Source organism: Pseudomonas palleroniana, from assembly GCF_022836895.1.
GTDB lineage: Bacteria > Pseudomonadota > Gammaproteobacteria > Pseudomonadales > Pseudomonadaceae > Aquipseudomonas > Aquipseudomonas palleroniana.
Genome location: NZ_CP092411.1, coordinates 3193343 through 3215613, shown reverse-complemented (window position 1 = coordinate 3215613; position 22271 = coordinate 3193343). Strand labels below are relative to the sequence as shown.

General features: G+C 58.2%; 24 protein-coding genes and 2 pseudogenes. 15 read left to right on the top strand and 11 right to left on the bottom strand.

Annotated features, from left to right (window positions below; translation table 11 throughout):
• Positions 1–61: 61 nt before the first annotated feature.
• Positions 62–394: a hypothetical protein gene (locus MJP36_RS14715; RefSeq protein ID WP_060752518.1), complete on the top strand. Its 333-nt coding sequence runs from the start codon at positions 62–64 to the stop codon at positions 392–394.
• On the opposite strand, the gene MJP36_RS14710 is transcribed toward MJP36_RS14715, so the two are convergent.
• Positions 387–2000, bottom strand: coding sequence for an ATP-binding response regulator (locus MJP36_RS14710; protein ID WP_244383298.1), 1614 nt, complete (start codon positions 1998–2000; stop codon positions 387–389). The two genes, MJP36_RS14715 and MJP36_RS14710, sit on opposite strands and share 8 nt — an antisense overlap.
• 111 nt (positions 2001–2111) lie before the next feature.
• Here MJP36_RS14710 and MJP36_RS14705 point away from each other — a divergent pair, with 111 nt between their 5' ends.
• The 7 genes from MJP36_RS14705 to MJP36_RS14675 all read left to right on the top strand — a co-directional run bounded on the left by MJP36_RS14705 (position 2112) and on the right by MJP36_RS14675 (position 7561).
• Positions 2112–2714: a LuxR C-terminal-related transcriptional regulator gene (locus MJP36_RS14705; protein WP_090370502.1), complete on the top strand. Its 603-nt coding sequence runs from the start codon at positions 2112–2114 to the stop codon at positions 2712–2714.
• A 108-nt stretch (positions 2715–2822) separates the two neighbouring features.
• Positions 2823–4154 (top strand): flavin-containing monooxygenase, encoded by a 1332-nt coding sequence (locus MJP36_RS14700; RefSeq protein ID WP_425226318.1) that lies wholly within the window; start codon positions 2823–2825, stop codon positions 4152–4154.
• Between the two features lie 24 nt (positions 4155–4178).
• Positions 4179–4589 carry a RidA family protein gene (locus MJP36_RS14695; protein ID WP_060752514.1) on the top strand — a complete coding sequence of 137 codons (411 nt, stop codon included), beginning with the start codon at positions 4179–4181 and terminating at the stop codon, positions 4587–4589.
• Positions 4590–4600: 11 nt separating this feature from the next.
• The gene (locus MJP36_RS14690; RefSeq protein ID WP_060752513.1) at positions 4601–5278 is read left to right on the top strand and encodes a DUF1028 domain-containing protein; all 678 of its coding nucleotides are present in this window, start codon (positions 4601–4603) and stop codon (positions 5276–5278) included.
• Positions 5275–6420 (top strand): acetylornithine deacetylase, encoded by a 1146-nt coding sequence (argE, locus tag MJP36_RS14685; protein WP_244383296.1) that lies wholly within the window; start codon positions 5275–5277, stop codon positions 6418–6420. The genes MJP36_RS14690 and argE overlap by 4 nt, the downstream gene beginning before the upstream one ends.
• A gap of 241 nt (positions 6421–6661) precedes the next feature.
• Positions 6662–7045 (top strand): hypothetical protein, encoded by a 384-nt coding sequence (locus MJP36_RS14680; protein ID WP_244383295.1) that lies wholly within the window; start codon positions 6662–6664, stop codon positions 7043–7045.
• 135 nt (positions 7046–7180) lie between these two features.
• The gene (locus MJP36_RS14675; protein WP_161549763.1) at positions 7181–7561 is read left to right on the top strand and encodes a hypothetical protein; all 381 of its coding nucleotides are present in this window, start codon (positions 7181–7183) and stop codon (positions 7559–7561) included.
• Positions 7562–7609: 48 nt separating this feature from the next.
• Here the strand turns inward: MJP36_RS14675 and MJP36_RS14670 are convergent, their stop codons facing one another.
• Entirely contained in the window at positions 7610–8521 is a 912-nt protein-coding gene (locus MJP36_RS14670) for a LysR substrate-binding domain-containing protein (RefSeq protein ID WP_060752510.1), read from the bottom strand.
• Positions 8522–8776: 255 nt separating this feature from the next.
• On the opposite strand from MJP36_RS14670, the gene MJP36_RS14665 reads away from it, so the two are divergent.
• Positions 8777–10192: a purine-cytosine permease family protein gene (locus MJP36_RS14665; protein ID WP_244383294.1), complete on the top strand. Its 1416-nt coding sequence runs from the start codon at positions 8777–8779 to the stop codon at positions 10190–10192.
• A gap of 67 nt (positions 10193–10259) precedes the next feature.
• On the opposite strand, the gene MJP36_RS14660 is transcribed toward MJP36_RS14665, so the two are convergent.
• Complete coding sequence (locus MJP36_RS14660; protein WP_425226317.1) at positions 10260–11786, bottom strand: methyl-accepting chemotaxis protein; 1527 nt, start codon at positions 11784–11786, stop codon at positions 10260–10262.
• A 439-nt stretch (positions 11787–12225) separates the two neighbouring features.
• Here MJP36_RS14660 and MJP36_RS14655 point away from each other — a divergent pair, with 439 nt between their 5' ends.
• Complete coding sequence (locus MJP36_RS14655) at positions 12226–12594, top strand: hypothetical protein (RefSeq protein ID WP_205345325.1); 369 nt, start codon at positions 12226–12228, stop codon at positions 12592–12594.
• 391 nt (positions 12595–12985) lie between these two features.
• Here the strand turns inward: MJP36_RS14655 and MJP36_RS14650 are convergent, their stop codons facing one another.
• Together MJP36_RS14650 and MJP36_RS14645 are read right to left on the bottom strand one after the other, a co-directional pair.
• A complete protein-coding gene (locus MJP36_RS14650) occupies positions 12986–13687 on the bottom strand; it encodes a hypothetical protein (RefSeq protein WP_205345324.1) in 702 nt (233 codons plus the stop codon).
• A gap of 26 nt (positions 13688–13713) precedes the next feature.
• Positions 13714–14415 (bottom strand): SEL1-like repeat protein, encoded by a 702-nt coding sequence (locus tag MJP36_RS14645; protein ID WP_205345323.1) that lies wholly within the window; start codon positions 14413–14415, stop codon positions 13714–13716.
• An 82-nt stretch (positions 14416–14497) separates the two neighbouring features.
• Between MJP36_RS14645 and MJP36_RS14640 the strand changes: the two are divergent.
• From MJP36_RS14640 to MJP36_RS14630, 3 genes and pseudogenes are all read left to right on the top strand, one after another.
• Positions 14498–14629 (top strand): annotated as a pseudogene (locus MJP36_RS14640) (fructose-bisphosphate aldolase); the annotation flags it as partial.
• A gap of 389 nt (positions 14630–15018) precedes the next feature.
• Entirely contained in the window at positions 15019–15357 is a 339-nt protein-coding gene (locus MJP36_RS14635; RefSeq protein WP_205345322.1) for a DUF6124 family protein, read from the top strand.
• Positions 15358–15487: 130 nt separating this feature from the next.
• On the top strand, positions 15488–16411 hold the full coding sequence (locus MJP36_RS14630; RefSeq protein ID WP_244383293.1) for a hypothetical protein: 924 nt from the start codon (positions 15488–15490) through the stop codon (positions 16409–16411).
• Between the two features lie 285 nt (positions 16412–16696).
• Here MJP36_RS14630 and MJP36_RS14625 read toward each other — a convergent pair whose 3' ends face one another.
• Complete coding sequence (locus MJP36_RS14625) at positions 16697–17806, bottom strand: tetratricopeptide repeat protein (protein WP_205345320.1); 1110 nt, start codon at positions 17804–17806, stop codon at positions 16697–16699.
• A gap of 349 nt (positions 17807–18155) precedes the next feature.
• On the opposite strand from MJP36_RS14625, the pseudogene MJP36_RS14620 reads away from it, so the two are divergent.
• Positions 18156–18293, top strand: a pseudogene (locus MJP36_RS14620) (IS3 family transposase); the annotation flags it as partial.
• 240 nt (positions 18294–18533) lie between these two features.
• On the opposite strand, the gene MJP36_RS14615 reads toward MJP36_RS14620, so the two are convergent.
• From MJP36_RS14615 to MJP36_RS14600, 4 genes are all read right to left on the bottom strand, one after another.
• Positions 18534–19028 carry a hypothetical protein gene (locus MJP36_RS14615; RefSeq protein ID WP_244383292.1) on the bottom strand — a complete coding sequence of 165 codons (495 nt, stop codon included), beginning with the start codon at positions 19026–19028 and terminating at the stop codon, positions 18534–18536.
• 176 nt (positions 19029–19204) lie between these two features.
• The gene (locus tag MJP36_RS14610) at positions 19205–19447 is read right to left on the bottom strand and encodes a hypothetical protein (protein ID WP_244383291.1); all 243 of its coding nucleotides are present in this window, start codon (positions 19445–19447) and stop codon (positions 19205–19207) included.
• Positions 19448–19459: 12 nt separating this feature from the next.
• Positions 19460–19939, bottom strand: a complete 480-nt coding sequence (locus MJP36_RS14605; protein ID WP_104994048.1) for a hypothetical protein — start codon at positions 19937–19939, stop codon at positions 19460–19462.
• 55 nt (positions 19940–19994) lie between these two features.
• Positions 19995–20495, bottom strand: a complete 501-nt coding sequence (locus MJP36_RS14600; protein ID WP_244383290.1) for a GNAT family N-acetyltransferase — start codon at positions 20493–20495, stop codon at positions 19995–19997.
• A gap of 171 nt (positions 20496–20666) precedes the next feature.
• On the opposite strand from MJP36_RS14600, the gene MJP36_RS14595 reads away from it, so the two are divergent.
• Complete coding sequence (locus MJP36_RS14595) at positions 20667–20966, top strand: hypothetical protein (protein WP_244383289.1); 300 nt, start codon at positions 20667–20669, stop codon at positions 20964–20966.
• A 37-nt stretch (positions 20967–21003) separates the two neighbouring features.
• On the opposite strand, the gene MJP36_RS14590 is transcribed toward MJP36_RS14595, so the two are convergent.
• Positions 21004–22077: an NAD(P)/FAD-dependent oxidoreductase gene (locus MJP36_RS14590; protein WP_244383288.1), complete on the bottom strand. Its 1074-nt coding sequence runs from the start codon at positions 22075–22077 to the stop codon at positions 21004–21006.
• Positions 22078–22271 lie beyond the last annotated feature (194 nt).

Here is a 22271-nt window from a genome sequence, read left to right as displayed (position 1 = left end):
CCAGGGCGCGAGGGCTCGTTGCGCGTTGGAAAAGCCATAACAACCCCAAGGAAGATCCATCATGAAACTCCACGCTCCCCTGACCCGCCTCGCCCTGCTCGGTACGTTGATTATCGGTGTGGCCGGTTGCAGCAATATCAAGCCCACCGAAGACCATCTCAAGACGCTGTCGGAAACCAACCTGGGTGAGCCGGTCAAGCGTATCTCCAATGTGCGCAATGATTCCATGACGACCTATTACATCGCCAGCACCGCCAGCGGTGATTACAACTGCTCCGTGCCCAGCGGTGCCAGCGGCGGCATGTTCGCCGTGGCCAGCTTCGGCATGATGAAGCCGGCCGCTTACTGCCAGCCCAAAGGGGCTCGCGGCAATGGCTTGGTGCCGTTCAACTGATCACCGCCTGCTGGCTGAGGTCGCGCAGGGCGCCGCGCAGTTCCGCGGGGCGTACCGGCTTGGACAGAATCGCGATCTGGCGGTCGTGCAACGCGGCCTGGATTTTCTCCACATCGTGCCCGGTGAGGATCAGCGCCGGGACCGCCCAGCCGCGTTGCGCCCGCAAGGCGTCGATGCACTCGATACCGGTGGCATGATTGCCCAGGTCGTAGTCGGCGACGATGATGTCGCAATCGCTGACCAGATCGCGCCCTGACAGTTCGGCCTGTACCTCGCAGCCCCAGCGCTCCAGCAGCGCCTGGGTCGCGAGCAGCACGTTCTGGTCATCTTCCACCAGGCACACTTTCAAACCGGTCAGCAGACCGACCTGTCGCGCATCATCACGGGGTGCCGGGGTCTGTGGTGCGGTCGCCAGGGTCAGGCCGTACAGGCTCACGGAGGTGCCATGCCCCACCCGCGAACGCAGGTTCACCTGCACGCCCATCAGTTGCCCCAGGCGCTTGACGATGGACAGCCCCAGGCCCACGCCTTCGACGTCTTTGTCCCGGCGGTGGCGCACCCGGTAAAACTCCTCGAAGACCTTGGACAGATGCTCCTCGGCAATCCCCCGGCCCCGATCATGAATCTCCACCGCCAAGCCACCTTGACGAATGCGCACGCCGATCAGCACTGGCCGATGCGCGCCGTATTTGAAGCAGTTGGACAGCACGTTCTGCACCATCGTGGCCAACAGCGCAGGGTCTACCAATACCCAGTGAGCACACGGCCGCAAGCGCAGTTCCACACCGGCCCAACGCGCGGCCTCGGCATTCTGGCGCACCAGGTCGGCCAGAAACTCGCCCAGGTTCACCGGCTGGTACTTGGGCAGCAGGCGGCCGTTATCGAGGGTGTAGAGGTCGAGAATCGATCGGAACAATTGCGAGACGTTGAGCAGCGAACGGTCGATGTTATCCACCAGCCGCCGCTCTTCATCGCCCAGGCGCGCTTCACGCAGGCACGCGGTGAACAGGCCGATGGAGTGGATCGGCTGGCGCAAGTCGTGACTGGCCTGGGCAAGGAAGCGGGATTTTTCCAGGTTGGCGGCGATGGCCTGTTCAGACGCCTTGCGCGTGCGCTCGAGCAGGATATGCGCATACACCGGGATCACGGTGCTGGTGATCATCAGCATCAGCACCATGAAGGGCTGTGCCTGCCATACCGGCGTAAGCCGATACACGATCAGCAGCGCCAGCAACGCCAATGCCGTGGCGATCGCCAGGTAGCGCGAGCCATAGCGCATGCCATTGCCCAGGTTGACCCACACCATCACCGCATACAGCGGCAGCGCCGCCTCGCCCCCCACCACCATGCCGAACGAGGTGCCGGTGTAGTCATGCACCATGCCGAAGATCCGCCGCGCCGGGTAATGCCCGGGCCAGCGCACGATGACCTGGCGCAAGGCGATGGATGCCAGCAGGAACACAAGGATGTAGAGAATGACCGGCAGGTAGGTGTCCACCGACTGCCCGGGCAGGAAGCCCAGCGCGCCGATGTACACGATAGCGATGCTGGCAACCACAATTCGCAGGTTGGCCTGGTCGAGTTCGGAGTTGGTCTCATGACTCATGCACTACGTCCTTGTCGTCACGTTCAGCGTATCAAGGGGACTGAGCGGGCATCCCGCCCGGTGGTAAAGTAACATGCCTCAGCAACGTCGTGCCCCAGGAAGGAGCCCACCATGACAGGCCGGATCATCATTGCCGACGACCACCCGATGTTTCGCGAAGGCATGGCGCGCACGGTACAACGGCTGCTGCCCGGCGCCGTGATCCAGGAAGCCGGCGACCTGGACGCGGTGCAAGCCTTGCTGCTGGATCCCGGCGAGGTCGATACGTTGATCCTCGACCTGCGCTTCCCCGGCCTGACCTGCATGAGCCAACTGGCCAAGCTGCGCCAGCAACTGCGCCGCACCACCCTGGTGGTGGTGTCGATGGTGGATGACCGTGAGTTGATCGAACAGGTCATGGCGCTGGGCGTCGACGGTTTTATCGGCAAGAACATTGCCCCGGATGAAATCGGCCAGGCGTTGCTGGCGATCCGCGAAGGCGAAGTGCTCGTCAAGTTCGCCCCCTCCGGTCTGCTGCCGTTGGACACCCACACCCTCACCCCGCGCCAGCAGGAAGTGCTGCGCCTGATCGCCCAGGGCAAGACCAACAAGGAAATCGCCAAAGCCCTGGCTATCTCGCCGTTTACCGTGCGCATTCATGTGTCGTCGCTGCTGCGCGCACTGGATGTGCCGTCGCGTGCGGCCGCAGCGGTGAAGTATTCGGGGGAGTTCTAGGCGCTTGGCGATGCACAGCCGCGCCCACCGGCTGCATCCGATATTTATGCTCAATTCCCAGCTTAATAATATTTTATTAAAAACCGCCCTCCCCCTAGCCTTGAAGTCATGCCCACGCTGAATCCAACTGCATTACGCAAGGACAGACACATGACTCAAGCAATAACAACAATAGACACGCTGGTGGTGGGAGCCGGTCAAGCCGGCGTCGCCATGAGCGAGCACCTGAGCAAGCAAGGCGTGCCGCATCTGGTGCTGGAGCGCAGCCGCATTGCCGAGCGCTGGCGCACCGGGCGTTGGGACTCGTTGGTGGCCAACGGGCCGGCCTGGCATGACCGTTTTCCCGGGCTGGAATTTGATGACGTGGCCGCCGACGGCTTCGCCCCGAAGGAACGCGTTGCCGCCTACTTCGAAGCCTATGCCCGCAAGTTCAATGCGCCGATACGCACCGGTGTCGACGTGCTTTCTGTGGTGCGCAATGTGGGCCGCCCCGGTTTCACCGTGCACACCAGCGAAGGGGTGATCGAAGCCAACCGTGTGGTGGCGGCGACCGGGCCGTTCCAGAAGCCGGTAATTCCGGCGATTGCGCCCAAGGACACCGAGCTGCATCAGATCCATTCCGCCGACTACCGCAACCCTGCGCAACTGCCGGCAGGCGCCGTGCTGGTGGTGGGGGCCGGTTCGTCCGGCGTGCAGATCGCCGATGAATTGCAACGCTCCGGGCGCCAGGTGTACCTGTCGGTCGGCGCTCACGACCGCCCGCCGCGTGCCTATCGCAAGCGTGATTTCTGCTGGTGGCTGGGGGTGTTGGGCGAGTGGGACCAGGCGGCGATGAAACCCGGCCGCGAGCACGTGACCATTGCCGTCAGCGGCGCCCACGGCGGCAAGACCATCGACTTTCGCGAGCTGGCCCAGCAAGGCATGACCCTGGTCGGCCTGACCCAGTCCTTCGACGGCAACGTCGCCCGCTTCCAGGCCAACCTGGTGGAGAACCTGGCACGTGGTGATGAGAACTACCTGGCCCTGTTGGATGCGGCAGACGCCTACATCGAGCGCAACGGCCTCGACCTGCCGGAGGAGCCCGAAGCCCGCCGCGTGTTCCCCGACGCCGAGTGCATCCAGCAGCCGATCCTGGAACTGGACCTGGCCAAGGCCGGCATCACCTCGATCATCTGGGCCACCGGGTTTGCCGTGGACTATAGCTGGTTGAAAGTCGACGCGTTCGACGCCGCCGGCAAGCCGCAACACCAGCGCGGCGTGACCAGTGAGCCGGGCATCTACTTCCTCGGTTTGCCGTGGCAATCGCGTCGGGGTTCGTCGTTCATCTGGGGGGTGTGGCACGACGCCAAATACGTGGCCGACCACATCGCCATCCAGCGCCAATACCTTGAATACCGCGAAGCCGCCTCGGTGGCTCGCCCGTCCCCTGTCAGCGCCTGATCACTTTTTGCCGGAGTCTTTTTGATGCCTACTCACACTCGCATCCGCATGTTCAACACCAAGCAAACCTACCCCAACCAGAGCCTGGACAACGACCTGTGCCAGGCCGTGCGCGCCGGCAACACCGTGTATGTGCGCGGCCAGGTGGGCACGGATTTCGAAGGCAACCTGATCGGCCTCGGCGACCCGCGTGCCCAGGCCGAGCAAGCCATGCGTAACGTCAAGCAGTTGCTCGAGGAGGCGGGCTCCGACCTGTCGCATATCGTCAAGACCACCACCTACCTGATCGATCCGCGCTACCGCGAACCGGTGTACCAGGAAGTCGGCAAGTGGCTCAAAGGGGTGTTCCCGATTTCCACCGGGTTGGTGGTGTCGGCCCTGGGTCAGCCACAGTGGTTGATGGAAATTGACGTGATCGCGGTTATCCCAGAGTAAGGAGGCAACCCATGACCTTTTCCATCGTCGCCCGCTGCGCGGACACCGGCCAGCTGGGGATCGCCATCAGTTCCTCGAGCATCGCCGTAGGCGCCCGTTGCCCATGGCTGCGGCCCGGTGTCGGCGCCGTATCGACCCAGAACATCACCCTGCCGGCCCTCGGCCCGGACGTACTCGACCTGCTGGAACAGGGCCTCGCACCGGCCGACGCCCTCGACAAGGCCCTGACGAGCAACGGCTACAGCCAGTACCGGCAACTGACGGCGATTGATCACCTGGGGCGCAGCGTACATTTCAGCGGCAGCGAAACCCTCGGCACGCACAATGCCGTGTCAGGCGAACAGTGTGTGGCGGCGGGCAATATGCTCGCCGATCGCGGTGTGATCGAGGCGATGGTCATGGCCTTTGAACAGAGCGAAGGTCAATTGGCGGACCGGTTGCTGGCGGCGATGCACGCGGCCATCGCCGCCGGTGGCGAAGCCGGCCCGGTGCATTCCGCTGCGCTGGTGGTGGTGGGTGAGCTGACCTGGCCGATCATCAACCTGCGCGTGGACTGGGCCGATGAAGCGCCCATCGTTGAGCTGCAAAAACTCTGGGACGCGTACCGCCCGCAGGTGCAGGACTACATCGACCGTGCGCTCGCCCCTGATCGCTCACCCGGCTACGGCGTGGCCGGAGACGACCGATGAGCCACAGCCGCGCACTGCTGCAAACGCTGGTGGGGTTCGACACCACCAGCCGCGAGTCCAACCTGCAGTTGATCGAGTACGTACGTGATTACCTGGCCGGTTTTGGCGTGGCCTGTGAGTTGATCTACAACGACGAACGCAGCAAGGCCAACCTGTTCGCCAGCATCGGCCCGGTGGAACTGCCGGGGATTGTGCTGTCGGGGCATACCGACGTGGTGCCGGTGGATGGCCAGCCCTGGAGCGTGCCGGCTTTTGCGCTGACCGAACGCGACGGCAAGCTGTTTGGCCGGGGCACCGCCGACATGAAGGGCTATATCGCTTGCGTGCTGGCGCTGGTTCCGGCGCTGGTCAAGGCGACATTGCGCAGGCCGGTGCACATTGCCCTGTCGTATGACGAAGAGGTCGGTTGCCTGGGCGTGCGCTCGCTGCTGGCGCTGCTGGAGCAGCGGCCGGTCAAACCGATGTTGTGCATCATCGGCGAACCGACGGAACTGAAACCGGTGCTCGGCCACAAGGGCAAGCTGGCCATGCGCTGTGATGTGCACGGCGAAGCCTGCCATTCGGCGTATGCGCCCTACGGCGTGAATGCCATCGAACATGCCGCCGACCTGATTGGCGAACTGGGACGCATCGGGCAACGCCTGCGCGAGCAACAGGACCCAAGGTTTGATCCGCCCTTCAGCACCGTGCAGGCCGGCGTGATCAGCGGCGGCAAGGCGCTGAATATCGTACCGGCCGACTGCCAGTTTGACTTTGAGGTTCGCGCACTGCCCTCCCAGGATCCGGCCGAGGTCGCACAAGCCCTGCAAGCCTACGCCAGGCAACAGGTGCTGCCACGCATGCAAGCGGTGAGCGCGCAGAGTGACATCCGGTTTACCGCGCTGTCGGCTTATCCGGGGCTGGTCACCGATGAGCGCAGCCAGGCCGCGGAGTTGATTGCCGCGTTTTGCGGTTCACGGGCCTTCGGCACCGTGGCGTTTGGTACCGAAGGTGGGTTGTTTGATGCCGTGGGCATTCCCACCGTGGTGTGCGGGCCTGGGAGCATGGACCAAGGGCATAAGCCGGATGAATTCGTGAGCCTGGAACAACTGGCGGGCTGCGACGCAATGCTGCAACGGATGCTGGACTCGATTCGCGCTTGAGCCGGACACAGCCCTCACCGCCCTCCCCGGCCTGACACATTCGAACAGGCCTGGCGCCGGATATTGCCTACTACGTTGTGGCTGTCCGGCGCTTTCGCTGTAAAAACTTACCCTCCTGCAAAGATGAAATGTTCCGCCACATTTGGTGAGTTATCGCCTGGAACCGAAGGAACTTAAAGACCACCCATGAAGGCAGTCAAACTTGACTGGTTATACCCTGATCAACTTACAGGTACTTATCATGAGTAGTATTTCATCTTCGCTGTCCGCTCCACGGCTGGATACAGATGCCCAAGTACGTGCCGTGCGCTCAAGTGAAGTGCACCCTCAATCAACCTCCCGCCAATTCACCGTACACAAAGAAGACCATGCCGACGCCGTGAACTTTTTTAACGATGCCGCAAACTGGAACCGGGTCACAGTCAAACAGGAAGCCGATCAGTCGTTCGTAGCTGACTTCGGCGATGGGCGGGAAACCTACCATACAGTCAAATTCAGCTTCGTACCGGACCAGGCGGACGGCACCTTCAGCCCTGATTATTTGAAAAGAATGGAAGGAGCAAACCGAATGTTTGAAGGCCGAATGAGAAGTGCGGGTATTGCCAACTATGCCGCTGTCCAGTAATGCTCTAGCTATCTAAAAATCGCTAAACCCAATATCAAAAACTTCAACTTGCAGATCTTTGATCTGCCATTTGGCCACAGATCCCTTTTATTTAACTTTCGCTTCATCAACTCTCAACACAGCCACGGGTATTATATGAACAACATTCAATCCTCCCTGTATTCAAACACCCTTCAAGCGGCGCCGGAAGCATTGCGCATGCGCCCCGAACCCAACACGCCGGACAAAGAATCCAACCGCATCACCGTAAGAAAAGAAGACTACTCGAGGGTCATCGATCTGCTCTCTGAAGCCGCCAGGCGCCACGGTACCCAAGTGACCATTGACCAGCCGGAGTCGAGCAACCTGGATTATGGCAATAAGCCAATCGAATCAGAGACCTTCACCTTCAGCTTCCACCCTGACCAAGCCGATGGCACCTATAGCCCCAACTATCTGGAAAGCGTGAACAAAACCAACCAGTTGTTTGAAGACTGGATGCGCGTGGAATGCATCAGGAACTACGCGCCTGAATAAAGACTAGTTTTGTTGATCGTTCCCGCGCCTGGCGCGAGAACGATCCTGTCAGCCAAGCAGCCGCGCCAGTTCCTCGCGGCAGTAATCAACAAACAACTGCACCGGCTTGGTCAACGGCGCCCGCCGCAGCCATACCGCCGACAGGCCCGACCCGGTGACCGTCTCGGCCAACGGCACACACACCACCTTCTGCCCGTCATAGGCGTACTCCGAATACGGCTTGGTCACCAGGATCGAAAAGCCGAATCCCCTGCCCACCATGCCCCGCACCATCTCGATCGATGGCGAGCTGAACACGATATTCGGCGTCAGCCCACGTTCTTCAAAGATGCTCACGAAGTAGGTTCGACTGGGCAGCACATCCAGCAAAATCATCGGCTCCAGCACCAGGTCCGCCAATGACACCTTGGCCTGCTGCGCAAAGCGGTGATCGGCCGGCAGCAAGGCATACGGCTGTTGCGGCGGCATCAATGGCGTCGTCTCGATGGTGCCACCCAGGTCATGCTCGAACAGCATCGCCATATCGATACTGCCCGCCGTCAACGCCTGCACCAGCTCTTGTTGTTCGCCGTCGCGAATGCGGATTTCCACCCCCGGCCAACGCGCCTTGAAGCCTGCGATCAAGCGCGGCAGATACAACGGCGCCACGGTCTCAAAGCAACCGATATCGATCTGCCCCGCCACCACGTCATTGTCCGCCAGGGCGTTCTGCTCGAACTCGTGGGCCACCCGCAACAGCTCCAGCGCCTTGCGATAAAACCGCGCGCCGCTGGGTGTAAGCGACACACCCTGCGCGTGATGGCGGATAAACAACTGCACACCAAAGCTGTCTTCCAACTGCTTGATGGCGGTGGACACCGACGGCTGCGCGATATACAGCTTGCGCGAGGCCTCGGCGACGCTGCCGCATTCTGCCGTGGTTACAAAATATCTGAGCTGGCGCAGGTTGTAAGCAGCCATCAGAACCTCCAGAAACGTGGGATTTCGCCCCAAACAAGTGCGTGAAAATCGGCTTTTTTACGAGGATTCAAGTGCATGCAACATACCGGAGCAGAATCCGCCGCGAGCTATATTTTTTAAGGTCTATAGCAACAAACTTACTAATTTACCTCCCCGCCCCCATTGCAGATGATCCCTCCAACAACAAAGAAAGCGCCTCTCCGTGCGGCGCACAGCGAAGTACGTCAACGTACTCACCTTGCCTTGGAGCTCGTCATGGTCACCACTGCAACATCCTCCGCCCCGCTTATCGAAAAACACACGATTGGATACGTGCCCCCGGAAGATCGCCACGGAAAGGTAAGAGACCTGTTCACCCTGTGGTTCGGCGGCAACATCGCGCCGTTGCCGATCGTCACGGGTGCGCTCGGCGTACAACTGTTTCACCTGAACCTGCTGTGGGGCATTGTCGCCATCCTCGTCGGCCACCTGGTCGGCGGCGTGTTGATGGCCTTGCATTCGGCCCAGGGCCCGCAGATGGGCATCCCGCAAATGATCCAGAGCCGCGCCCAGTTCGGTTCGCTCGGCGCATTGCTGGTGGTGGTGATTGCCGGCGTCATGTACGTCGGCTTCTTCGCCTCCAACATCGTGCTGGCGGGCAAGTCCCTGCACGGCGTGGTCGACAGCGTACCGGTGCCGGTGGGCATCGTGATCGGCGCGATTGGCTCCGGCGTGATCGGCATTATCGGCTACCGCTTCATCCACGTGCTCAACCGCATCGGCACCTGGGTACTCGGCGCCGGCATCGTGCTGGGCTTCGGCTACATCTTCACTCATGTGCAGACCGCGGACTTTCTGACCCGTGGTGAATTCAACCTGTCCGGCTGGCTGGCGACCGTGTCGCTGGCGGCGCTTTGGCAGATCGCCTTTGCCCCCTATGTGTCGGACTACTCCCGCTACCTGCCGGCCGACGTACCGGTGGCGTCGACCTTCTGGACCACCTACCTGGGCTCCGCACTGGGCTCCAGCCTGGCCTTCATTTTCGGCGCCGTGGCCGTGCTCGCCACCCCGGTGGGCATGGACACCATGGACGCCGTCAAGCTCGCCACCGGCGCCATCGGCCCATTGATGCTGGTGCTGTTCCTGCTCAGCGTCATCAGCCACAACGCCCTCAACCTGTACGGCGCGGTGCTGTCGATCATCACCCTGGTGCAGACCTTCGCTTACCGCTGGATACCGACCGCCAAAAGCCGCGCGGTGATCTCGGTGCTGGTGCTGGCCGCGTGTGCGATTGCCGCCGTGTTCGCCTCGAAAGACTTCATCGGCCACTTCGTCGACATGGTGCTGGTATTGCTGGTGGTGCTGGTGCCGTGGACGGCGATCAACCTGATCGACTTCTATGCGATCCACAAGGGCAAGTACGACATTTCCTCGATCTTCCGCGTGGACGGCGGCATCTACGGCAAGTACAACCCACAGGCGCTGCTGGCCTATGCGGTAGGCATCGTGGTGCAGATTCCGTTCATGAACACACCGCTGTACGTGGGCCCGATTTCCGAGCACATCAATGGCGCGGACCTGTCCTGGGTGGTGGGATTGCTGGTGACGTCGCCGCTGTACTTCTGGTTGGCGAGCCGGGACAGCGCGTACAAGCGCCGCATGGAGGGGGGCAAGTTGGTCGGCGGGGTTTGACGTGCGCAGGCTTGGCGATAGGTCACCTGTCGCCAAGCCTGCTTACACCTCATTAAAAAAAACCGCGTCACACTACAAAGCGATTGACCAGCTGATTCAGGTTGATCGCCAGTTTTGACATTTCACCGCAGGCACTCGCGGTCTGGCTGGCACCCGCAGCACTCTGGGTGGCCAACTCGCGAATACTGACCAGGTTGCGGTCAACTTCACGCGCAACATGCGACTGCTCTTCGGAGGCCGTCGCGATCAGCAGGTTACGTTCATTGATCTGCACAATCGCCGTGGAAATCTGATCCAGCGAAGTACTGGCCTCTTGCGCCACACCCAGTGATTCAGTCGCCAGGTCCCGGCTCGTGTTCATCGCTTTCACCGCCAGGTCCGATTCGCTCTGGATGCCGGCGATCATTTGCTCGATTTCCTGGGTCGACACCTGGGTGCGATGGGCCAATGCCCTGACTTCGTCAGCCACCACCGCAAAACCACGACCTTGCTCACCGGCGCGTGCCGCCTCGATCGCGGCGTTCAACGCCAACAGGTTGGTCTGCTCGGCAATCGCCCGAATCACATCCACCACTTTGGTGATGCTCTGCGCACGATCCGACAGCCCCTGAATCTGTTCGCTGGTGTTTTCAACGTTACCGTTGAGCTTCTGGATCGACTGCAGCGTCTGCGCCACGCGCGCCAGGCCGACCTCGGTATAGCCCTGGGTACGCTTGGACTCTTCGGATGCCGACTCCGCGTTGCGAGCGACCTCATCCACGGCCGCGCTCATTTCGGTGACCGCCGTGGCCGCCTGATTGACCTCATCATTCTGCGCCACCAGGCCCCGGCTCGACTCCTCCGTGACCGCCGTCATCTCCTCAGACGCCGAGGCCAACTGAGTAGACGAATCGGAAATCTGCATGATGGTACTGCGCAGGTTCGCCTGCATCTGCGCAAGCGCCTTCAACAAACGCCCGGCCTCATCCGTGCCGCTGACCAAAACCTCCTTGGATAGATCACTGCCGGCGATACGCTCCGCGACCGTCAAGGCATCATTGATCGGCGAGGTAATGCTTCGGGTCAGCAACAGCGCCAACCCCACCGTCAGCACGATAACCCCGGCAATCAGCCCCACGATCAGCCAAAACCCGTTGTTATAGACACTGGTGGAATACAACCCCGCCTCCGCTGCGCCATCATTGTTGAAGGTGGTCAACGCATTGATCTGCGTCTCCATCGCATCAGTCAGGGGCCGAATGCCACTTTTCACCAGGCCGGCCGCTCCCTCCAGATCACCCTGGCGCATCAACGGCTCGAGCAGGTCCAGTTGACGGATGTACGCCTCGGCGCTGGTTTTCACCGCCGTGTATAACGAGCGCTCTTTATCGCCCCCAACCAAAGGCTCGTAATTCGCCACGGCTTCGGTGAACGCCTTGCGGTAACCGGGGAAGGCTTCAAGAGTTTTTTGAATGGACGTGGGGTCAGCTAGACCCCGCTGCGTTTCAAGCCTCAAACGCAGGACCGTGCTGTTCATCAACGCCGTTTGTCGGACGCTGGCCATCCAGTTGAGTTCGACGTCCTTTTCGGAATCCTTCAGCTTGCCCATCTGCATGACTGCGAATACGCCCTGCACAAAGACAAGCGCAATGATTAACGCGAAAAAAAAGCGCAGCGCGTGGGGCTACGTTGAGATTTCTGAGGCGCATGCGGGATACCTGTTTTTCGAGGGGGGGTGGAGGCGTTCAACACTGTATCGACTTGGGGAGGGAAAGTTTGAGGGGGGTCGGTGGTCGGGTAACGAGCTTGTACAAAACTTTGCTTAGCGCTGGATTTATTGCGCGAGAGGCTGGGCGGTGATCTCGGCGTGTGCGATGGGCAAGGGGGGGAAATGGTGGCAGTTGAAAAGCGGTGAAAGACTTAGGCGGCTATCGGCCAGAAGCGATCATTCCACCTGCCTGCCAAATTAGGGCGTTTCAGACTTCGGTGCGCGCTTGCAGTGCGTCGTAAGCATGCAACTACACTCTGTGTAGTGAGCAACTTAAGGACAGCACATGGACATCACTATTCAGCGCAAGAAGGGAACGTTTGACAGTGCCTATGGCCAGGCTATCCCGCTGGCAATCTTGTTTGATGGCGCGATTGTGGGCCGCCTGGAAACGGGTGAAACATTATCTTTGGACCTTCCGGACGCTTGCGGGACGTTGCAAGTCGGTATGCTCGACCCCAGAAACTCGCCTTACATTGGAAGCACGTCTGGTGAGCTCATTTCGACCAGCAATGTACAGAGGGTTAGCCCCGGACAAGCCGTTCAGTCTTTTTCGGTAAAGACCCGGAAATGGGTGTTCTTTGACGTGCTGGGTTTGGCTGGCTCAGCGCCGTTCAACCGCTGGGTACTGGCGCTAGAGACCGATCAACTTTAGGACGCTTCTGACAGGCTTCAATCGGCCAAAAGCAGGCACTCGCAAGTGTCCGTTATCGACCCAAAGCTGACGGTGGCGGCAGGTAGAAATCGGCCCTGAGCAGACATTCAAGAGACGACGTCAGTGGGAATGCTACTAAGCACCTCATAGGTCAACCCAGCCTCAAAATATGACGCTCTCCACTCAAGGAATCCTACCCCTGGCTCGCACAACAAGAGAACGGTACATCCAGCCCCCCATTGAAACCCTTTCCACCACGGCGATATCTCCAGGAGCCGCCTCCCGCGAGTTCATCCAGTCCGTGAGTACCAACGCTGCCCGATCAATAGTGACCGGCTTTATGATACTGCCCTTGAAAAGGGTTATACCGTCTAGCCTGAAAACTGATCGTTTATTCGGGAATTCCGGTCACCGTATGCACTACGCGCATTGCACAAGGCGGTCGCGCCCCTTCCGGGTCAAGCTGTTCGCATTTTTTCAGCAGCGGATAGGCATCGGCAAACTTCATAGCCGCCACCTGTTCGGCGTGCTGCTGCGAAACAAAGCAGCGCTCGAACCGGAAAGCGGCATACACCTCGGGCCGAAGTGCCGGATAATCGTAAACTTCGTCGACGATACTCTTCAGCATCTGGGACATCTGCCCGTTGGCTGCGGGGGAAATCCTCGTGAGCAGTTCATCTTTAGCGACGCCCGCTTGCCTGGCCTCAATAGCTTGCTTCGACGCGCTGATGGATGCCTGCATTCCCTGCGGAAACGGACAATCAGACTCAGCCAATGCCGAGGCCGACCCCATGCAACTCAGTAAAGTGAAAACAGCGGCCATCCTTGTCATGAAATTTACTCGTACGTAGCTAGGGCCGCAGATTCTAACCGATACCAGTTGATGATGCGTTCCATTGACCTGGTCCGTTCTGGGTCGGTTACTGACCGCCAGGCGCAAAATCAACGGTTTCATCAATGACGGATAGGAATGCCTAAGAACGAAAAGGCCGGAGTTGCCCGGGGCTGTAGACTGACAGCGTTTGGCCGATCGCTGCCCGTAACCAAGGGCAGAAATCGCCCAGACACGAACCTTTGCTTCAAAGGGAGACATCCCCTTTTCGAGTGTCACGCTTGAGGTTACTTGCCATTCCCCATACGCCTTTTCACCCTGTAACAGTCATTGATATCGAGCGCCTTTTGATAATATTCCGAGCGTTGTGCACGGTTACTGTCCCCCTGTAACCGGTAAATTTCCGCTTGGTAGTCACGACTGCTGCCCCACTGCATGGCCAGGCCCACAGGATCTTCCCGCTTGCACTCAAGCTTCACAACAGGCTGTGGAAAGTACTTCTCATAGATTGGCATTGTAGTCTCTATGGCCTGTAATGCTGTTTGGTACAGAGGCGTGTCGGTGTATGCAAAACACCAGGACGAAATCTCAAGTGCCGGTGGAGCAAAGCCATGAGCAAGGCTTTGTTCAAACAAGGGGCAAGCTTTCTCTTTAATGACTTCGCCCGGATACAGCATCACGTAGATCAGCCCGAGACGATATTGGGCTACGGGATGATCAAGGGCGGCTGCCTGCTCAAGCAGAGTGATCGCTGGCTTTAACAAGGCGCCGGCTTCATCGATCAGGGCCAAAGAGCGCTTCTTCTCCTCTGCGCTTGCCGTTGGGGTGTTAGCCTGTACTGCTTCGAGCTTGCTATTCGCCTGTTGTAAATACGGGACAGCTTGCTGATAGAGGCTCTCACCGCGAGGGTCAATATGAAATGTGTTGGCCATGCACGAAAGCGATAGCAGGCACCCTGCCAGGGTGTAGCTCCAGCGATTAAGAAACATTGTTTACTTCCTTGCAGCACATCATTTGAGAGCAGCGCAGCCTACCGATAGTTTTCGCTAAAAACTACTTTCCTGGATTTTGACTCCCTTGTCTGATGGTGAAGAGCACGATATCAATATCGTCACCAATTCCGCCCGGATCATGGTGCAGGATGTGACGGATGTGTCTACCGTGAATGAGCAGCGCGGGCTTGATTCGCCCGCTGTCGCTTGATGTGATTTAAGCTGTGGAAAAAGCCCGCTTTGGCGGGCTTTCTGATTTTTGGTGAGCAGCCCAATCGCACCTTGAGCAAGCCCGGCTAGGCACGCGCCCCTCCAGGAGTTTCTTCCAGTGTCCGAAACGCCAAACGTTTCACGTTGTCCTCGCCTTAAGGTGGCCTGGTCGCTGACAACTCAGTGATAGGGTTTAGTAGCCCGCGTGACAACATGAAGTGCATGAGCCTCATCGATCAGATGTTCTTGTCTGTACTTGATGGTGGCTGTGCGCAGGGCGCCCTCGGGCACGCCGGCTTTGTGTGTTCCCCGGTCTACTAACCTGCGTACAGCTGCCACCCTCTCGTTTAGTAGCGAAAAGGTGTTGGCCCTAACACAGGTACAACACACATGTTCAAAGTCACCCCCAACCCTCCAAACGGACCCGACCTGAAACTGAATCAGGCGGCGCACCGCGCAATTGATCATTACCTCAACGCACGCACCGAACGGCCAGAACCCCCTCCTCCACCTTCGAAGACCCTGTTCAGCGTCGCTGACGATGCCAACAGTGAAATGCTGATTGCCAATAGCTATGAGACTTTTTCTTCGGTGACCGCGTTGTTGCTTGACCTGTCGGATGAACTGACGGGAAAACAGCGAGATGTGGCGTTGGCGATTCACCAACTCAGCGAGTTGGGCGTATTGCTGATGGATAAGTTGATGACGCACGAGGCGGCTATCAGCTAGACGCTTTACCCACAAAAGGTCGCCGAGTCGTCCCAACCTATGCAAAAACCCGGCGACCTCTTGCATATATAGCCGGCGCACGATCTTCTACAGGCTGTCCCCGTTGCGACCTCAGAGCATGATTTGATCCATGAGAGATACCCCCTACACACTGTTCATGCGCTTTCAGACACCCGACCCTGACATTGCCCCACGCGAACAGGCGCCGATGCTCGCCCAGGAGCAAGCCTGGGCGCGGGAGCACGCGTGCAGGCACCGCTTCAGTTGGATCGAAGTGTTGGTGCCGCCGCTGTGCTTTGGCCCTGTGTTGCCGGGTATCGCGTTTTTACTGGGCCTGTTGCTCTATCGCTCGTTATTCGCCCCCGGCCTGGATATTGACCGGATCGTCGGAGCCTCCTTTGGCTGGCTTGCCCTCGCCACGCTGCTCTTCATGGCGGGCTGGGGGTTACGCAACTTCTTGCGCGATGCCCGCGACCCGACCAAACGCTACTGGCGGTCCATGCCGGAGCAAGGGTTGGTCGAGCTTGAGCACCATGGCCTGGTATCCGGCACCAGCCTGTGGTCCTCCGATTATGATCCGGACTGCAACACCCTCATGCAATGGGCAAACGGCAAGCTTGAATGCGTGCAACACAGCGGTGTAACGCAATGGGTCCTGGCCAGGACGACTGCGGGTCACTGGCTGGTGCTCAAGGAAGAATACGCGGGCAACTTCAACTATGGGCGGGTTGGCAAAATACCCACGCCGGACAAGCACATGCAGCCCTGCCAGGCACTGACGTTCGCCTTTGCCCCCGGCACCCACCTCTGTCTCGGCCGGCGTTTCAGCGGTGCGCCGATGCCATTGGTCGACACGCCGTATTGGCTGTCTGCCGATGAACTCAAGCGCCTTGTCGAGGTGGCCCATCACTGGGCCTTTTTGCCCCCGGACCGTTACGCCGTGGTCAATGACCAGGATGCCGAGTGGGTGCAACGGCTGGCGGACAAGGCGCAAGCCAGCGTCGGCCCCCGGCCGGACGAGACAGCCAGCAATCGGCCAGAAGCAGCCCTCTAGACCAACTTGTGGGTGCTCCTTCTATGGCTGAATCTCCACCGGAGTAACACGCTGCAATTCGACGAACCCGACCACGATTATATCTTCGCGAGAAGCTGGAAACGGCAAAAGACGGGTCATCGTAACCTTCATATTGCCCATCACCGAATTCTCCGGCACTGGGCGCGACACTGTGCAACTGTGCAAGCGAACTCGACTTCTTCCCAGATCACATTATGTATGCGTTCACGTGGCTCTCCATAGTTCACGTAACTCGCTCGTGAACGCTGTTCCACTTCCATATGCCTACTGCACGCTCGTTATATCTGCCAACAGTTGTTCGAGCCCTTCCGGAGTTGAATAGAGGTTTTCCAGTGCCGCAACCTCAGCCAATTGGCCTGGCGAAAGCTCCCTTTCTTCATGCTCCAGCTGGTCGCGCATTTCATCTTGATTTTTCGGCAGTTTGCGTTTCAAAGCTACGCGCAAGAGCCCGCACGCCTTGAGCTTGTTACGTTCGAAACCTCGACCGGTATCTACCTGCACTGCAAGGATCGCGGTTGCAAAGGCATGGCCTTGCGCAGCAGCCTTGAGCAACCACCTATTCGCTGTCGGGTAGTCGACCGGTATTTCATCACCCTTGCTGTAGAGAACGCCGAGAATGAACTGTGCATCGGCCCGGCCTTGCTCGGCGGCGCGGGTAAACCACTGCAGGGCGGCGGGTACATCCTTGGGTGTGCCGCTGCCACTGAGCATCGCGGCGCCCATCAATTCGTAAGCCTTGCCACTGCCGGTGTCGGCTGCCTGAGCAAGTAGCTTGACCGAGCGTTCAAGATCGACCGGCGCGCCTCTGCCATGTGCGTAAATAGTTGCCAGTTGTATGAGTGACTCGGCATCCCCTTGAGCACTGCCTTTGCTTGCCAAGGCGAACGCCTGTTGATCGCTCGCCTCAACGCCATCACCTCGGTAGTAAAGCCTGGCGAGGTCTCCTTGTGCTTTTGCATGCCCTTGTTCGGCTGCTTTTTGAAACCACATGGCGGCCTGGGCAAAATTCCTGGGTTGATCCGTGCCTGCGAGATTGGAAATACCCAGGAAATACTGGGCATCCGGGTTTCCGTGCTCAGCCGACCGAGTGATCCACTCCAGGCCCTTGGAATGATTCACCGCTACGCCGCGCCCGTAGTAAGTGAAAAAACCGGTTTTATACTCAGCGACGGGTTCGCCGTTTTCAGCGGCGCGCAAATACCACTGTGCGGCCTTGACCGGGTTTTTATCGACCACCAGGCCTTCGTCGTAAAAAGCCCCAATCATCAACGTGACGCTATACGGACTGCGCCATACGGTGATAGCGAGCGTGATTAAAAGATAGGCCAGACAGCCGAGGAGCAACGCAACCAAAGGAACGACAAACCGGCGCAAATTCGAATCCATTCGTGAAGTGTGGGGGGGCATTGTAGCGACGCTCGTGAGCGGGGGCATAGGTGCCTTTTTACAACAGGTTTAACCTCACTCGGCGCTGAAAAGCGTCGACCCAAGTCGGGCGTGCCATCAACAACACCGTCGTCGCCGACAACAATCCGGCACAGAATCGATTGAACATCCATCCCAAAGGGAAAATTGCGGCATGTGGGTGGTTGGGGATCACTGATTGCGCAAGGAATGCAGTGAAGATCAGGATCGCTTTCGGATTACTCGAACCTAGGTTGATTAATCGCTTACCGGATGGAAGCTTTCGGCCAATAGCGGTCGGTCAGCATTTACGGAAATCGAGTTCCTGCTGTATCGCCCTAAAAATTTGGCGGACGCAGTGAAAATGGTGGATGAGTCGGTGCTGATCTACAACGGGGAACGGCCACATCTGTCCCAGAAATACAAAACGCCCAATGCGGTGCATCGGGCGTTTTGAGTCTGAAATGGGTGTAAACCTATTTCAGGACTAGACAACATACTTAGGCCAATTTCAACGACTGCTTTTGGCTGACTTCTGCCGGTCAAAAAAAGATCTCCGAGCTGCCACCTTATGCAAAAGCCCAGCGACCTCTTACATCTAAGGTCGGCGCGCGAACTTCTACATACTGTCCCCTTCCCGACGGCCGGACACAACGCGTCTAGTGCTGCTTACCCAAGCGGAGCGCGGTAGCGATTATCAAGGATTGACCACCGGAATAGCTGGCAGCTGAAACCCGTCATCCACTCTTTTTTGGGTGAAGTCGTCACCGCCGTCTTGCGCCTTGCTCCGATAAGTAGTGGCGGTTAGCTCAATGATTTCATACGCGTCATTCAGATGAGGGTTTCCTGGGTTGGCGGGAGCAATCAGATCCCCCACTTTTTTCCCGGTAGTGATGGTGAAGTAGATCTTGCCGGAAACACCCCATAGGCCGAATTCCTGTTGCTCAAACCATTGGCCGGATTTGTCGGTCACGCGAAACATCACGATGAAGGTGCCATTGGCTCGACGCTCACTCAGTTGCTGCATACGTTTACCGTCGAGGGTTGTTGCTTCGCCATACCATTTACCGATCATCAGGGCGTGTTCTTGTTCCTGAAGGGTGGAGAGGGGCTTTTCGGTATGAACAAGGGGTTGTTGACTGCAGCCGAACAGGCACGTGAAGGCAAGTGCAGAAGCGAAAATCTTGAACACGTAAATTCCTTTGCGAAAAGGGGATGGATTTATTCCTGAACAATGTCTAGTTCTAAAATAGGTTTATACCTTCTGATCTGTTTTTCAGGAGGAGGTAACGAAATCAACAAAAAGGCGTATTCAGCGAGCACTAGACAGGGCTTCAGAGCGCGAATTAATGAAAACGCCTGCCACCCTCACCCCCTCTGCTCGAATCGCCGCCGCTTTAGGAACAACCCCACCCCCAGTGCAACGGCAAAGACCGACAGCAACCCCAGGTCAACCCCAGACAAGCGGACTTGGCTCGCGGCAACGCAGCCGACCGCCCCCACCGCTACCAGCAGTACCCCTAACCATTTGCGAAACGGGTACGATTTGAGAAACCGATCGATCAGAAAGAACAGCACCAGAGCAACGACCAGTTGGGTGATATCAGACACGTGTTTCTCCCGTCAGGTCTTGATGATCAGTGTCGAGGCGGTACGTTGCGGGCCGATGCCGCCATTCACCTGCGCCTCAATACTCACCAGTACGTCGCCTGCATGATAGGTCGGGAGGGTTTCATTCACGTACATGCGCACACCGGCGCCGACCGGGGCACCCACATAGGGGGAGGCAACATAAGAGGTGGCGCCAGCGAACGCCGAGGCCGCAAGGTTGGCGATTTTGGTGCGTTGAGCGTTGAGAACATCGCCCTGCTGCCGGGTCAGCGGCTTGGAAATGCCGATCATCATCAGGCACGGCAGGTTCTTGGCCAGCATCTTGTCGTACACCTCGACCACCTTGCGGTTGACCTCGTAGTGGGCGCTTTTCGCCTCGCCAAAATGCAACTCGCGCAGGCGTCCGCGTTCGCTGTCGGTGAGAGTGATCTGCGAGACGTTGAACACGATCCCGTGATTGCCTATGTATTGGAAAGTCCCTTCGAACTTCATCGCACGCATCCTTTCGAGCCAAAGGCGGGAATTATCTAGAAGGCATGCGCTGGATTCAAATCATTTCACCTGGCTGGCAAGGTGCGATGCCCGCCGTAAGGTTTTGACGGACATAGTAATTGTCGAACTCACTGCTTTCGACGAACTGGAAGCCATGGCGAGTGTAAAAACGATTCGAGGCACTTTCTTTGAGAGCACCTACCTTGATCGGGAGTGCAGCCGCATCCGCAGCTTTGAAAATCTGAGTGAGCACCGCAGAGCCGATCCCCGAACTTTGCGCGCTCGGCCTCACGTATAAGTGGTCGAGCACAAGTTCAGTGGGGTGGTGTTTGACCACTACAAAGCCAACCCTTTCTCCAGCAAGCTCAATGTAATGTGTGTTGTGGGCTTCAAAGCAGCGAACAAACCGCTCGCGCGCCCGCACTGGATCAAATCGCCCGATGCGCTCCAAACTTTCGCGCATGGCCTCAATTCGAATGGTAACAAGATCGTTCAAGTCACTTTGTTGAGCGCGGACTAACGTCACTGGGAAGTGTTGATTGGGTTTGATCGGCATATTGAATCGGTCCTGAATTCGTAGATGTTCAATGCGCGCTTTTAGCCGACTATTGCCTTCTGTGAAGGGCTGCAACCGACCCAAAGTGGTCTTTTGCTTTTGACAGTCTGAAAGTTTATGTAACCTCGCGAAATCCGTTCGCATTCGTTAGTAATACCCCAGGATATCTTTATGCAGACTGCTCAAACTCGGCTACTCGCGCTTGCACTGATAGAGATCAGGACGTTGCTTGCTGATTATCTGGGCAGTGATGTAGATGCTCCAATGAGCGTCCGTGTCGCGGCCCATATGGCCTATGCGCTCCACAATGAGGCGGAGGCTGCATACAGGAACTCTGAGTTTCAACTAGACTGTGCGACGCAGAAAATAGCCGCAATTGACCAGATTCTCGGTGTTTCGGATGGAGCCGCATTGCTGAGTAGATTTGACGTGGAAGACAAAATCAATCCGGATGACGCCCCACCTAGATGACCGCTTCTGGCCGATACCTGTCTCACAGGAGCAGCCACTAAGCTTGGAAAAATCTATCGGGCCGGCATGGGTAAAGGGCACTGGACGCCACGCCGTCAATGATTTCCTCGCTGGCAAGGCGCCCGACTATCGCCGCCAAAGTAATTCCGGGGTGCATTGCGCAAACATACGCGCCGACCACCTTGGGTAGATAACCGATAATGGGGATACCATCGGCAGGTATGGGTCTGAGTCCGACACAAGCGCTCTCCACATCTATTGAATTGACCCCATGGAGTTCGTTCCGGATTGTCTTGGCAGTTCGAAGTGCGATCGCTAACGGTTGGTTCTCCATGGCTTCGTCCAGGTAATCTTCTGCCGCCAGCAACGCACCGTCCGAGCTTTGCCTCACTTCCATTTCGGGGCTGGAGATCAGGGTATGCACGAGGTTGGGTTGTGGTTTGTAGCGGATGAAAATGGCAGGCGAGGCCTTTATTGGTAGGGACACCTCAAGCATGTCGGTCAGCTTCGTTATGCCTGTCCCGGCTGCTAATACGACGATATCGGCATCGATGCTGCCTATTGTTGTTTCAACCCCGGACACCTTTGCACCCTGCGTTACAAAACCTAGAACTCGCGTCTGAGTGAGAATCTTCGCCCCATATGCCTCGGCGCCCGCGATTAACGCATGCGTAGCTGCCACGGCGTCGAGCGCCCCTTCTTGCGCCACAAATAAAGCAGCCTCCGGAGGATTCTTAAGATTTGGCTCAAGGTCGAGAATCTGCGATCGAGAGATCCAGTGATCCGATGCCTGCCTACCCGAAGCCGACAGCGCCGCATTCGGCATCACGCTGTATGACAAGGCGCCTGTCCATCGTATTTCCATGCCAGGCAACTGTGTTTCGAGTCGGCGGTACTCTTTGATGGCAGAAGCGCGCAGTTGCGCAATTGGGTCAGGTTCGGGATGTGTGGTATTGATCCAGGCGAATGAACTCCCAGTTACCCCAGACGCTATGCCTTGCGCCTCGACCAAGATGACATTCGCACCTTTACCAGCCAGGTGATACGCAAGTGACGCGCCTACGATGCCTGCACCAATGACAACGACTCGTTTGCCATGACCATTTCCCATATCAACCTCCGTTTTGTCGACATGCCGATGGTACGACAGCTGGGTGCTTTTTGAATGTCCGTTGCTGGCCGACTTCTTCCCGTAAAAAAAGCCAAAATAAATTCGCCCCCCTTTCGATTAGAAGCGCAGGTTTGCTTCGCCCACTGTTACCTGATGTGATTTAAGCTGTGAAAAAGCCCGCTTTGGCGGGCTTT